The sequence below is a fragment of the Paraburkholderia sp. BR14374 genome, assembly GCF_040948685.1.
GTDB classification, from domain to species: Bacteria; Pseudomonadota; Gammaproteobacteria; order Burkholderiales; family Burkholderiaceae; genus Paraburkholderia; species Paraburkholderia youngii.
The window spans coordinates 603,548-617,007 of sequence record NZ_JBFPKF010000001.1 but is presented as its reverse complement, the minus strand read 5'-3'; the positions used below and the strand labels follow the sequence as shown (position 1 = coordinate 617,007).

Annotated in this window: 12 protein-coding genes; 1 reads left to right on the top strand and 11 read right to left on the bottom strand. The window is 65.2% G+C overall.

Features of this window, described 5'->3' with window-relative positions; genetic code table 11:
• Nucleotide 1: 1 nt before the first annotated feature.
• From AB3X86_RS02805 to argS, 4 genes are all read right to left on the bottom strand, one after another.
• Nucleotides 2-775, bottom strand: a complete 774-nt coding sequence (locus AB3X86_RS02805) for an SDR family oxidoreductase (RefSeq protein WP_176368326.1) — start codon at nt 773-775, stop codon at nt 2-4.
• Between the two features lie 15 nt (nt 776-790).
• Entirely contained in the window at nt 791-1,429 is a 639-nt protein-coding gene (locus tag AB3X86_RS02800; protein WP_176368327.1) for a thiol:disulfide interchange protein DsbA/DsbL, read from the bottom strand.
• Between the two features lie 176 nt (nt 1,430-1,605).
• Nucleotides 1,606-2,427 carry an SPOR domain-containing protein gene (locus AB3X86_RS02795; protein WP_368594834.1) on the bottom strand — a complete coding sequence of 274 codons (822 nt, stop codon included), beginning with the start codon at nt 2,425-2,427 and terminating at the stop codon, nt 1,606-1,608.
• Nucleotides 2,428-2,506: 79 nt separating this feature from the next.
• Entirely contained in the window at nt 2,507-4,297 is a 1,791-nt protein-coding gene (gene argS / locus AB3X86_RS02790) for an arginine--tRNA ligase (RefSeq protein ID WP_368594833.1), read from the bottom strand.
• A gap of 460 nt (nt 4,298-4,757) precedes the next feature.
• Between argS and AB3X86_RS02785 the strand changes: the two genes are divergently transcribed.
• Entirely contained in the window at nt 4,758-5,084 is a 327-nt protein-coding gene (locus tag AB3X86_RS02785) for a DUF1840 domain-containing protein (RefSeq protein WP_013088219.1), read from the top strand.
• 131 nt (nt 5,085-5,215) lie between these two features.
• On the opposite strand, the gene AB3X86_RS02780 is transcribed toward AB3X86_RS02785, so the two are convergent.
• The 7 genes from AB3X86_RS02780 to AB3X86_RS02750 form a co-directional block, all read right to left on the bottom strand.
• On the bottom strand, nt 5,216-5,413 hold the full coding sequence (locus AB3X86_RS02780) for an acid-shock protein (protein ID WP_368594832.1): 198 nt from the start codon (nt 5,411-5,413) through the stop codon (nt 5,216-5,218).
• A 190-nt stretch (nt 5,414-5,603) separates the two neighbouring features.
• The gene (gene metH, locus AB3X86_RS02775; protein ID WP_368594998.1) at nt 5,604-8,330 is read right to left on the bottom strand and encodes a methionine synthase; all 2,727 of its coding nucleotides are present in this window, start codon (nt 8,328-8,330) and stop codon (nt 5,604-5,606) included.
• Nucleotides 8,331-8,401: 71 nt separating this feature from the next.
• A complete protein-coding gene (locus AB3X86_RS02770) occupies nt 8,402-9,472 on the bottom strand; it encodes a homocysteine S-methyltransferase family protein (RefSeq protein WP_368594831.1) in 1,071 nt (356 codons plus the stop codon).
• Nucleotides 9,473-9,767: 295 nt separating this feature from the next.
• Nucleotides 9,768-10,025 (bottom strand): DUF3567 domain-containing protein, encoded by a 258-nt coding sequence (locus AB3X86_RS02765; RefSeq protein ID WP_013088223.1) that lies wholly within the window; start codon nt 10,023-10,025, stop codon nt 9,768-9,770.
• Between the two features lie 120 nt (nt 10,026-10,145).
• Nucleotides 10,146-10,934: an alpha/beta fold hydrolase gene (locus tag AB3X86_RS02760; protein ID WP_176122258.1), complete on the bottom strand. Its 789-nt coding sequence runs from the start codon at nt 10,932-10,934 to the stop codon at nt 10,146-10,148.
• Nucleotides 10,935-11,085: 151 nt separating this feature from the next.
• A complete protein-coding gene (locus AB3X86_RS02755) occupies nt 11,086-12,375 on the bottom strand; it encodes a DUF3108 domain-containing protein (protein ID WP_368594830.1) in 1,290 nt (429 codons plus the stop codon).
• A 41-nt stretch (nt 12,376-12,416) separates the two neighbouring features.
• Nucleotides 12,417-13,343, bottom strand: a complete 927-nt coding sequence (locus tag AB3X86_RS02750; RefSeq protein ID WP_368594829.1) for an IclR family transcriptional regulator — start codon at nt 13,341-13,343, stop codon at nt 12,417-12,419.
• Nucleotides 13,344-13,460: the final 117 nt, after the last annotated feature.

The following is a 13,460-nucleotide window of genomic DNA, read 5'->3' as shown; positions in this document are numbered from 1 at the left end:
CTTACTCGGTGGCGGCGCGCGGCTTGCGCGGCGCGCGTTCGAACACGCGGTCGTAGAGCCAGCGCGGCAGCACGTGCAGCAACATCGCGGCCACGCGCATCTGCCACGGAAACACCGCGAACGACGTCTGCCGTTCGACCGCCCGTGCGACCTTCGCCGCGAAACGGTCGGCGTCCATCAGGAACGGCATGTTGTACGGATTGTGCTCGGTCATCGGCGTGCGGATATAGCCGGGCGCGATCGTGACGACACCGACGCCGAACGGCCGCATCTCGACGCGCAACGCTTCGAGATACTTCAGCGCCGCCGACTTCGACGCACTATACGCACCCGAGCCCGGCAGGCCGCGCACACCGGCGACGCTCGCAATGCCGACCAGCGTGCCATGTTTGGTGTCGGCCATTGCGGCGGCGAACGGCTCGAACGTCGCGACCATGCCGAAGTAATTGATGTCCATCACCTCGCGGAAGGTGCGCAGATCGCCGTGACCGGTCAGCGCGCCGCGGCTGATGCCGGCATTGGCGATCACGACGTCGGGCAGGCCGTGCTCGGCGATGAAGCGCGCGGCCGCATCGGCGAGCGCTTCCGCGTCGCGCACGTCGAGCGCATAGATCGAGACGGTGTTCTGGGGATGGGACTGCTGGAACGCGGCGAGCGCGTCGCCGCGGCGGGCGACGAGGCCGAGAATCGCGCCGCGCCGTGCATATTCGCCGGCGAGCGCGAGGCCGATGCCGCTCGAAGCGCCGGTAATGAAAACCTTCAGCGGAGAGGTCATACCGGCGCCTCGTGATTACATCTTTTTGGCGCGGACTTGCGAGACGAGGTAATCGAGCACCTGGATCGTGCCCGGCAGGGTGCCGGTCGCGGCCGGGCCGGTCAAATACTTGCCCTGCACGGCGAGCGTCGGCACGCCGTCGATCTTGAACCCGTCGAGCAGTTTCTTGTCCTTCTGCAGCGCGCTTTGCGTCGAGAACGAGTTGTACGCTTCCATGTACTTCTTCGGATCGACGCCGAACTTCGCCAGGAATTTGGTCTGGTCTTCCGGCGTCAGCAGATAGTTCTTGTTGACGTGGATTTCGTTGAAGACCTTCGGCGTCAGTTCGTTCGCGAGGCCGAGCGCGTCGAGCGCGTGGAACATCTTCGAGTGCGGGATGAAGTCGTCGCGGAAGGCGACCGGCACGCGGCGGAACACGACGTCCGGGGCCTGCTTCTTGACCCATGCTTCGAGGAACGGGTTGAATTCATTGCAGTGCGGGCAACCGTACCAGAAGAATTCGATGACTTCGATCTTGCCGGCCGGCACGTCGGTAGGTTGCGGCGTGGCCAGCACGGTGTAGTCCTTGCCGGCCACCGGCGCGCTCGGCGATGCATGCGCGCTCGCCGCGATCAGGCCCAGCGAGAGGAACAGGATGCTCAGCAGTTTTTTCATGTCGTGTAGACCCGGATAAGGCGGTGGCGCGGCGACGCCATGCGAAAAGCCCGTCACCGCTGGTGGGATTCGGTGTGGTCGCCCGCCACAATACAGGTCGAAGCGGCCATCGTGCTTGTGACTCGCGCGCCGCGCCGATAGTTCGACGCGCCGCGCGGGCCGGCATTACCGTTTATTTATTGTTTGGTGAAGCGGATCACCGCGGTATCGACACCCGCGTCCGACAGACGCTGACGGCTCGAATTCATGTCCTCGAACTTCGAGAACGGCCCGATGCGCACGCGGTAGTACGTGACGCCGCCGGCATCGCGCTGCGTGACCTTCGATTCGAAGCCCTGGAACGCGAGGCGCGCGCGCTGCTGCTCGGCATCGGCGGCGGTCTTGTACGCGCCGACCTGCAGGAAGTAGCCGGTGTTCGCGTCGCCGGGTGCAGGTGCGGGTGCGGGCGCGGGCGCGGCAGCCGAGCCAGGCTTGACGTTGGCCAGGGTGGTCGCGCTCGAGCTCTTCGGCGCGGAGCCCGCCGCGGTGGCGGCCGGCGCGCTCGAGGTCTGCGGCTTCTTGGCCGGCGCGGGCGCGACAATGCCGCCGGTGCCGTTTTCCTGCGCGGGGTTCGGCGCGACCGCTGTACCGTTGTTATTCGCGTTGCCGCCCGACGGCGGGACTTCGACGATCTGCGGTTCTTCGAGCATGCCCGACTGGGTCTGCGCGTTGGTCTGGCCCGGCGCGGTGTTCGGTGGCGCGGGTTGCGCGGCCTGCGGCACCGGCTGGCCCGGCGTCTTGCCTTGCAGCGGACGGTTCGGATCGTATTGCGCCTGGCTCGCGCCGTTGTCGGTCGGCGCCGGTGGCGCGACCTTCGACACGAACGGCGTAGGCGCACGGGTGATATACAGCGCCACCACCACCGCGATCGCCAGGCCGACGATCAGGCCCAGCACGATGCCGAGAAAAGTGCCCCCGGTTTGCTTCGATTGCTTTGTTGTGCGGCGTGGTTTTGCCATCGTACGAATCACCTGCAAAAAGAATCCAGGAACGGCCGCCGATTATAACGACGGCCGCGCGCATATTACGCTGGAGGAGTTACATCTTGACGGGAGCGGAGACGCCGATCGTCGCGAGACCGTTGGCCAGCACCTGGCGCGTGGCCGCGAGCAGCGCCACGCGAGCGTTGCGTTCGGCCGCATCGTCGACCAGCACGCGCTCGGCACGATCATTGTAGAACGAGTGAAATTCGCCGGCGAGTTCTCGCAAGTAGAACGCGACCGCGTGCGGCGCGAGCTCGTCGGCGGCGTGCTGCAGCATGTCCGGGAATTCGGCGAGCTTGTTGAGCAGCGCCATCGAGCGCTCGCTCGCGAGCGGCGCGAGATCGACGCTCGGCAGTGCGCTTTCGTCTAGGCCGTAGCGCGCGTTGCATTCGGCGATCACGGAGCAGATGCGCGCGTGCGCATACTGCACGTAGTGCACCGGATTCTCGTCGTTCTGCTTCAGCGCGAGGTCGATGTCGAACACGAACTCGGTGTCCGCCTTGCGCGAGATCAGGAAGAAGCGCACCGCGTCGCGGCCGCGGCGGATGGTTTCCTCGTCGATCAGATCGACGGCCGCTTCCGAGCCCGGCATCGCGCCACCCGACCATTCGATCAGGTCGCGCACCGTCACGTAGCTGCCCGCGCGCTTCGAGATCTTCACCTCTTCGCCGTTGCGCATGACCGTGACCATCTTGTGCAGGATGTAGTCGGGGTAGCCCTTCGGAATGCCGATGCCGAGACCCTGCAGACCGGCGCGCACGCGCGCGATCGTGCCGTGGTGATCCGAGCCCTGCACGTTGATGACCTTCGTGAAGCCGCGCTCCCACTTTGCGACGTGATAGGCGACGTCCGGCACGAAGTACGTGTAGGTGCCGTCGGTCTTGCGCATCACGCGGTCCTTGTCGTCGCCGTCGTCGGTCGTGCGCAGCCACAGCGCCCCTTCCTGCTCGTAAGTCTTGCCTGCGGCAATCAGCGCGTCGACGGTTTTCTCCACGCGGCCTTCCGTGTACAGCGACGATTCCAGGTAGTACTGGTCGAACTTCACGCCGAACGCCTGCAAATCCATGTCCTGCTCACGACGCAGATACGTGACGGCGAAGCGGCGGATCGCCTCGAGGTCCTCGACGTCGCGCGCGCCGGTGACCGGCTCGCCGTCGCTCGCCTCGACCGTGATGCCGTTCAGATAGTCCTTGGCGATGTCGGCGATGTACTCGCCGTTGTAGGCCGACGCGGGCCAGCCTTCGTCGCCGGGGGCGAGGCCGCGTGCGCGTGCCTGGGTCGACAGCGCGAGCGTGTGGATCTGCACGCCGGCGTCGTTGTAGTAGAACTCGCGATGCACGTCCCAGCCTTGCGACTGGAGCACGTGCGCAAGCGCGTCGCCGAGCGCGGCCTGGCGGCCGTGGCCGACGTGCAGCGGGCCGGTCGGGTTGGCCGACACGAACTCGATCAGCACGTGCTTGCCGGCGTCGCGCCGCGAGCGGCCGTACGCGTCCTTCTCCGCGAGCACGGCGGCGATCACGCCTTGCTTGGCGGCGGCCGTGAGGCGCAGGTTGATGAAGCCGGGGCCCGCCACTTCGGCAGTATCGATCAGGCCTTTGGCCTGCGGATTGACGAGCAGCGCGTCGACGATCTGTTGCGCGAGCTGGCGCGGATTGGCGCGCAGCGGCTTGGCAAGCTGCATCGCGACGTTGCACGCGACGTCGCCGTGCGCGGCGACTTTCGGGCGCTCCAGCGCGATGGCGGGCGAGACGAAAGCGGCTTCGGTCGCGCCTTGCGTGGCGGTCGCGACCTGCTTCACCGTGTCGGCGAGCAGTGTTTCGAGTGTGTGTTTATGTGCGGGCAGCATGCTTGTTGCAAGTCCAGTGAGGCAGTCCGGTAAGGCGGAAGAGGCGCCGGCCGCGGCCGGTGTCGAAAGCGTGGAGCGCGGCCGCGCTTTGCGGCCATGATGGCTGCGTCGCCGGCACAGCGTCCCCGTGCGATGCGGCGACCCGCAACGCAAGCCGCGCAACGCGGTGGAGTCCGCACGGCGGCTTGCCGTTACGCAGGCTCGCGCGGTATGCGGATTGCGGCCGATGATTCGACGCCCCCGGTTGCCCGCGTGCGCGATGCTCGTCGAGCCGCGCCGTACGTGGCGCTGGGCGGCGCGCTTTTCCGTTCAGACGGATTTTAGCAGGTGCTAATATGTTCAATGAGCTGCCCGCGAGGGGTGTGGCCGCCGCGCCTTGCCGGCGCCGCGTCAGGCGCGCGCAGCTGCAGCCCTTGGGACGCTCGTGCGCTCACCCGACATAACGAAAAAGGGAACAGTCATGCTGATTACTTTCAAGTGCCACGCCTGCCCGGACGTGATGATGCTGGAGAATCTGGCGCAGTATCTGGTCGGCATTGTCGGCAAACGCCTTGGGCAGCGGGGCGTCATCACTCACGACGAACTGGGCCCGGCCATCGAAAAGCTCGAAGCGGCGATCACGTCCGATAAGCAGGAGCGCGCCGAGCACGAGGGCCATTTCCACGAGGGCGAGGACGGCCGTGATCGTCACGAGATTCCGCCCGGTCTCGCGCAGCGCGCGTATCCGTTCCTCGATATGCTGCGCGCGGCGCAGAAGGAAAACGCGGATATCGTCTGGGGGATCTGATTTCTGGCGGGTCCCGAGCGTCGCGGCCCGGACTCAGAAGGTCTTCGTAAGCGTTCTTTTGGCGCACCAAAGAAAAGAGCCCGCTCGACGCGGGCTCTTTGCCATTCAGAAGGTTTTATCCGCCGTGCCGCTCATTGGCCCTCGGAGGCCGCCGACGCTGCCGCGCCCTTCTTCATCTTTTGCTTCTTCGCCTTTTTGACATGCGCCTCGGTGGGGGGCGAGTAGGAGCTGACCGAGCTCGATCCGCCCGGCGCGGCGGGCTGCGCGAGCGCCACGGAGGCACCCGCGGCCAGTGAAACAGCGGTCAATAACAGTGTCAGCTTCTTCATACGATTTTCTCCGTTGACGGTTGCAATCTCGGTGAGCCGGCGCGTCGTGCTCGCGCCTGACGGGGGATGAAAGCCGACTCAGTCTACAAAGCCGAAATTGCCGTGGCGCCAAATATTCAGGCTTTCGGACTCGATATAGTCGCGCATGCGTGGCCCGGGCCGCACGGCCGGGCCACGCATCGCTTCACGCTCAAAGCAACGGCGCCAACGCGCGCTCGGCGTCCGCTTTCGAGAGCGACATCCGCTGCGCGTAGTCGTCGAGCTGATCCGCGCCGATCTTGCCGACCGAGAAATAGGTGCTGTCCGGATGCGCGAGGTAGAAGCCCGACACGCTCGCGGCCGGCAGCATCGCCAGCGATTCGGTCACGCTCATGCCGATTTCATTCGCCTGCAGCACCTCGAACATGTCTCGCTTGACGAGGTGATCGGGGCAGGCCGGGTAGCCCGGCGCGGGGCGGATGCCGCGGTATTTTTCGGCGATCAGCTCGTCGTTTGAGAGGTTTTCGCTGCTCGCGTAGCCCCACAGGTCGCGCCGCACACGCGCGTGCATCGCTTCGGCGAACGCTTCGGCGAGCCGGTCCGCGAGCGCCTTCAGCATGATTGCGCTGTAGTCATCGAGATCCTTCTCGAACTGCTTCTCCTTCACGTCGACGCCAAGACCCGCCGTCACCGCGAACATGCCGATGTAGTCGGCGACGCCCGAGTCCTTCGGCGCGATGAAGTCGGCGAGCGACCGGTTCGGTCGCATCAGCCCGTCGACCACAGGCCGCACACTCTGTTGACGCAGATTGCGCCAGGTGAGCGCGACTTCGGTGCGCGATTCGTCCGTGTAGATTTCGATGTCGTCGTCGTTCACCGTGTTGGCCGGCAACAGCGTGATCACGCCGTTGGCCTGCAGCCAGCGGCCCTGAATCAGACGCGCGAGCATCGACTTGCCGTCGGAGAACACGCGTCGCGCCGATTCGCCGACGATCTCATCGTTGAGGATCGCCGGATACGGGCCGGCGAGATCCCACGTCTGGAAGAACGGACCCCAGTCGATATAGTTCGCGAGCTCGTTCAGATCGAAGTTCTTGAACACGCGCCGGCCGATGAACTTCGGCTTGACCGGCTGATAGGCCGCCCAGTCGATCTTCGTCTTGTTGGCGCGCGCTTCGGCGAGCGTGACCATCGGCTGCGCCTTTTTGTTCGCGTGCTGATCGCGGATGCGGTTGTAATCGGCGTTCAGTTCGTCGATGTACTTCGCGGCGCCCTCGTCGGACAGCAGGCTCGAGGCGACCGACACCGAGCGCGATGCGTCCGGCACGTAGACCACCGGACCCTCGTACTGCGGCGCGATCTTCACCGCGGTGTGCACGCGCGAGGTGGTCGCGCCGCCGATCAGCAGCGGAATCTTCTTCACGCGGAAGTAGTCGTCGCGCTGCATTTCCGACGCGACGTAGGCCATCTCTTCGAGACTCGGCGTAATCAGGCCCGACAGCCCGACGATGTCCGCGCCCTCGACCTTCGCCTTCGCGAGGATCTCATTGCACGGGACCATCACGCCCATGTTGACCACTTCGAAGTTGTTGCACTGGAGCACGACCGACACGATGTTCTTGCCGATGTCGTGCACGTCGCCCTTGACGGTCGCGATGATGATCTTGCCCTTCGCGCGCACATCGCCGCCGGCCGCCGCGAGCTGGCGCTTTTCTTCCTCGATGAAGGGGATCAGATGCGCGACCGCCTGCTTCATCACGCGCGCCGACTTCACGACCTGCGGCAGGAACATCTTGCCCTGACCGAACAGGTCGCCGACGATGTTCATGCCGTCCATCAGCGGGCCTTCGATCACATTGATCGGACGGCCGCCCTCGGCGGCGATCTTAGCGCGCACTTCCTCGGTGTCTTCGACGATGAAGGTCGTGATGCCGCTCACGAGCGCGTGCGCGAGACGCTTTTCGACCGGCTGGTTGCGCCACTCGAGGTTCTCTTCCTTCTTCGCGGCGCCGCTCTTGAACTTGTCGGCGATTTCGAGCAGACGGTCGGTACCGTCTTCACGTCGATTCAGCACGACGTCTTCGACGCGCTCGCGCAGTTCGGGATCGAGTTCGGCATAGACCCCGAGCTGACCCGCGTTGACGATGCCCATGTCCATCCCCGCCTGGATCGCGTGATAGAGGAACACGGTGTGAATCGCCTCGCGCACCGGGTCGTTGCCGCGAAACGAGAACGACACGTTCGACACGCCGCCGCTCACCTTCGCGTACGGCAGGTTCTGCTTGATCCAACGCGTCGCCTCGATGAAGTCGACCGCGTAGTTGTTGTGCTCCTCGATGCCGGTCGCGATCGCGAAGATGTTCGGATCGAAGATGATGTCTTCGGGCGGGAAGCCGACTTCGTTGACGAGTATCTCGTACGAGCGCCGGCAGATTTCCTTCTTGCGCGCGAACGTATCGGCCTGGCCCTGTTCGTCGAAGGCCATTACGACGCTGGCCGCGCCGTAGCGGCGAATCAGCTTCGCGTGGTGAACGAACTGCTCCTTGCCTTCCTTCAGCGAGATCGAGTTGACGATCGCCTTGCCCTGCACGCATTTAAGGCCCGCCTCGATCACGTCCCACTTCGACGAGTCGATCATGATCGGCACGCGCGCGATGTCCGGCTCCGACGCGATCAGATTCATGAAGCGCACCATCGCCGCTTTCGAATCGAGCATCGCCTCGTCCATGTTGATGTCGATGACCTGCGCGCCGTTCTCGACCTGCTGGCGCGCGACGGCCAACGCCTCGTCGAACTGATTGTTCAGGATCATTCGCGCGAACGCTTTCGAGCCGGTCACGTTGGTGCGTTCGCCAACGTTGATGAAGAGCGTCCCGGACGTGACGTTGAACGGCTCGAGGCCGCTAAGGCGCATGGTGTGATCGGTCATGGCGTATATGCGAGTCGGGTGCGTGCGTTAAGGGGCGTTCTGGGCGTGCCGGGCGTCGGGGTGAAGTGCGCGAGGCCGGCTCAAGCCGCGTCGCGATACTGGCTCGGCCACTTGCGCGGCTTCAGCTCGGCGAGCGCCTTCGCGATCGCCGCGATGTGCTCGGGCGTCGTGCCGCAGCAGCCGCCCGCGATGTTCACGAGTCCCGCTTCGGCGAATTCCTTCAGCAGGCCCGAGGTATCCGCGGGCAACTCGTCGAAGCCGGTGTCGCTCATCGGATTCGGCAGACCGGCGTTCGGATAGCACGACACGTAGGTGTCGCACAGCTTGGCGAGCTCGGCGATATAAGGGCGCATCAGCGCCGCGCCGAGCGCGCAGTTCAGGCCGAACGTGAGCGGCTTCGCGTGACGCAGCGAGTTCCAGAAGGCCTCGACGGTCTGGCCGGACAGAATGCGGCCCGAGGCATCGGTGACCGTGCCCGAGATCATGATCGGCAGACGCTCGCCGGTGTTTTCGAACAGTTCGTCGAGCGCGAACAGCGCGGCTTTCGCGTTCAGCGTGTCGAAGATCGTTTCGACGAGGAACAGGTCCGCGCCGCCGTCGAGCAGGGCTTTCGCCTGCTCGTAGTACGCGGTGCGCAGTTCGTCGAAGGTCACATTGCGGGCGCCCGGATCGTTGACGTCCGGCGAGATGCTGGCGGTTTTCGGCGTCGGGCCGATTGCGCCGGCGACGAAGCGCGGCTTGTCCGCCGTCGCGTACTTATCGCACGCGGCGCGCGCGAGCTTCGCCGATTCGAGGTTCATCTCGACGGCGAGCGACTCCATGCCGTAGTCGGCCTGTGCGACCGTGGTCGCACCGAACGTGTTGGTCTCGATGATGTCCGCGCCCGCCGCCAGATATTGCTCGTGAATCTCGGAGATGATCTGCGGCTGGGTGATCGACAGCAGTTCGTTGTTGCCCTTGATGTCGCGCGCGTAGTCCTTGAAGCGCTCGCCGCGATAGCTGGCTTCGTCGAGCTTGTAGCGCTGGATCATCGTGCCCATCGCGCCGTCCAGGATCAGGATGCGCGAGTTCAGCAGCGCGGGCAGCGCTGCGCCGCGAGTATAGGCGGGCTCGGAACGGACTGGCGTGATGGGTTGAGCAGGCTGGGTCATGGCGGACGAGGGCTTGCGCCGGCATTGGCGGAAAGCCTGTCATTGTAGCCGCTGCGGCGCGGATGCGCCCGGCGGGCGGGAGGCGGGTTTGAGGCGCGACCGGCAAAATCGACCGATACGAATGCGCCGCGTCAGCAATTCAGAACGAGCTAACAGGTGAAGCAATAAAAAATAGCCCGGCAAGCCAAAGCCTGCCGGGCCGTTTCGTTGCCGCCGACCGCAAAATGGAACCCGCCGGACAAGCCGCGCGGTACGGTCGATCGATGTCGCCTGAGCGCCAGCTAAACCCCTCCGCTCAATGCAGAACAACGGGTTGGTGCATCAAGCTGTCGAATTGACCGAGGAATTCGTCGACCTCGTCGAGCGTCGGCTCGCCTTCGATCAGCTTTTGCACATGCTCGCGAAAACGCGCCGCCATTGCACCGTCGATGTAGATTTCGCGCTGCATGTTCTTGTCAACAATCTCGTAGCCGCCCGACTTCATGGCCAGCTGACCTTCCTGCGGAGGAAACTCGACGACACAGTAGTTAGGGCTGTTATAGATCATTTGCATGGCGACACTCCTTATTTCCGTTGGGCTCCTGCCCTTTTCTGCAACATAGGTGGAGCATGGGGGATGGAATTCAAGGGGTGGGTCCGGACGACGCAAGTAAAAAAACTCCGGACCTGACGGTTAGACTCGCCGCTCCAGAAACGATTCAAGCAACGCGGCAAAACGGTGAGATTGCTCGACGGGCGTGAGATGCGCGGCATCCAGCAACTCGAAGCGGGCGCCCTCGATCGCCTCCGCTATTGCCTGCGTAGCAGCAGGGGGCGTGCCCGTATCGTGACGTCCGGCCACCGTCAGCGTAGGCAAGCGGATCGCGCCGTGCTTGCCGCGCAGGTCGAAGTCGCGCAGCGCCTCGCAGGCCATCGCGAAGCCTTCCGGCGGGGTGCGCGCAAATGCCTCACGGATCGGCTCGACCGCTTCGGGATGCGCGGCCTGAAAGTCGGGCGTGAGCCAACGCGCGATCGTCGACGGCAGCAGCGCCTCCATGCCGTCGCTGCGAGCGGTGTGGGCCCGCTGATTCCACAACTCGCGGTTTTCGGGCGGAGTGCCGCCGGTGCTGTCGGCGATCGTCAGCGTGTCGAGACGCGATGGATGGTCGAGCGCGAATTGCTGCGCGATCATGCCGCCGAGCGACAGGCCGACCAGGTGCGTCGTCGGCGCGCCGAGCGCATCGAGCAGTTTGGCGAGATCGTCGGCCAGATCGCGCATGGTGAACGGCTCGCGCGCGACCGCGCTGTGGCCGTGGCCGCGCACGTCGTAGCGCAGCACTGTGTAATCGTCGCGGAAATAGCCGGCCATCTGATCCCAGATGGAAAGATCGCCGCCCAGCTGATGGATGAACGTGAGCCACGGGCCGCCGCCTTCGTTGCTCAGCACGTAGCGTGTTTCGATACCGTTGATGTTCACTTGCATGCAGACTCCTTTGAAGGAAACGCAGTGAAAAAGCGCGGTGGGTCGCCCCGTTCGCGCAAACGGAGGCTCCATTGACGTGCGAGTCAGTGTTGCAAAGTAAGTTTCGCCGATCTCGAGCAGTTCTGCTGGTGACACTGTGTCACGACAAGTGTCACGGTTTGATGATTGTTGGAGCGGTTGAATCGACCGCTGCGGCGGGGGCGGGCTCGGGCGTTACTGCCGATGCGTCGGCCGGCGCTGGCGCAGGGCTCGTGGTGGAGGGGGCTGAGGGAGCGGAGGGCGAGGCATCCACCGCCGAGGCCCCATCGACATTTAGCTTGCCGCGCCACACCAGCTCGAACTGGGTACCGTTCGGCTCCGTCTGCAGAATGCGCGCGGGCAGCCAGCCGAGCGACGGCGCGAGCCACACGTCGATGCGGCGCTGGTCGCCATCGTGCCGCGGCAGACGTTTGAAATGACGCGTCTGCAGGTAGCCCTGCGCCGCGCGGATCGTTTCGTCGCCAATCGTCTCGATCGGCCAGTTCTCGCCGCTATCGGAATCGACGACGAAAAACTGTCGCGTCACGCCGGGCTTATAGGCGTCCGGTTCGCCGCGCACGAGGCTTGCGAGCTGCATCACGACGCTGAAGCGGTCCTGCGCGCCGTCGGGCAACGGCAGCGAGGCGGGCGTGCGCGTGAAGCCAATTTTCCTGTCGCTGCGATTGAAGATCGCGATGTCTTCCGCGCGACGGCCACGCTTTTCGCTGTACTGCGCCGGCGCGAGGCCAAACGCGTCGATCCCTCCGTGGCTCGAAAACACGAACGGACCGACGAACGGCAGCGGCACCGATACGACCATTTCGTAGCCTAGCCCATTGCTCGCCCAATGGATCGTGCCGGGCGCGTTGCGCACGCCGTTGTAGAACGTGTCGTAGTCGAGTTCGGCCGATGGCGGCACCGAAAACTTCACGCCCTGCGACGCCTGCGGCGCGCTGGCCGCGCCAGCGGCACTCGCGGCGGCGCCGCTGGCATTGGCATTGACCGGCGCATTCGCGCTCGCGGCGGCGGGCGGCGCGCTTGCCGCGACCTCGGATGCCGGCGTAGCCGCCGGCTCGTTCGGCTTGGCCGGCTGCAATGCGCTCAACACATGCTGCTCGCGCGGCGGACGCGCCGCGGGCTTGCGTGTGGGCGCGGGTGGGTGCGGTGCCGGCGCGGCCGGCTTTGGCGCCGGTTGACGCTCGACCCTCTCGGGCGTCAGCAGCGCGACCTGCACCGGCACATGCTCGTGATTCGCCGGATTCAGATCCACGCGATTGCGCTCGAACCATTGCGCCGCGATCCAGTGCAAGACCGCCACGACCACGAGCACCGCGATCCAGCGTCCCGCGCGCGCCCCGCGTCCTGGCCCGCTGCCCAAAGCGGGAAGGCGATTACCACGGCGGTTGGCGGAAGCAAAATCCATCGGCGCTTGAATTGGTGAGAGCTTGAAAGGACTGGCGCGTATCAACCGTTGTCGCTACGCGGTGTCGCGCTATAGCCGAGTTCGTACGACAGCTTGCGCGCGCATTCGCGCAGCGCGGTATCGATCTCGCCACCCCAGCGGATATCGAACCCGCCTTCATGGCCGAGCGCGACGAGAGCGAGTGCGAGTTCGCCGGTCGAATCGAACACCGGCATCGAAAACGCGTGGATCGTCGGCAGCAGCATACCTTCGACTCGCGCGGCCTCGTGCTCGCGCACCTCGGCGAGCACCTTGTCGACGTCTTCGCGGGTGCGCGGCGCGCCGCTATGCGACGAACGCCGCGAGTCGGCCAGCTCGCGCTCGATCATCGCGTCGGTCTTGCCGGATGGCAGGTAGGCAGCGAAGAGCAGACCGGTCGCGGAACTCAGCAAGGGCATCACGTCGCCGAGTTTCAACGATGCCTTGGCCGGATAGCTCGACTCCATCCAGTGCACCATCGTCGGCCCCTGATTGCCCCACACGGCGATGCCGACCGTCAGATCGAGCCGGTCGCGCAACTCGGCGAGCGCGATGCGCGCGAGCTTCACACCGTCGACCCGCGCAAGCCGCGCGAGCCCCAGCTGCAAAGCGAAGCCGCCGAGTTCGTAGCGGCCGGACAGCGGGTCTTGCGCGACCACGCCGAGACGCAGAAAGCTGACCAGATAGCGATGCGCCTTCGCCGGACTCATGCCCGCACGGTGCGCGAGATCGCGCAGCATCATTGCGCGCGGCTCGTGGGTCAGCACGTCGAGCAGCCTGAACCCGACCTCGATCGACTGGATGCCTGAGCGCAGTTTTTCTTCGCCGGGTTCACCAGCTTCGTCATCGACACCGGTTGCGTCGGTGGCATCGGCGGCGTCGGGCAGTTCGTCGGCGGACGCGGGGTCGGTGCGGGTGCGGATCGTGCCGGAGCGGGCGTTGGCGGACATGTGCAAAAGGCGCGGGCAGCGCGTTCGGTAATCGTAAAAGGCGCGTAACGGCGGTGGTGACAGTGACAGCGACGAAGAACACGCACATCTTGGGCCGCGCCGATTCACCATCGTAGA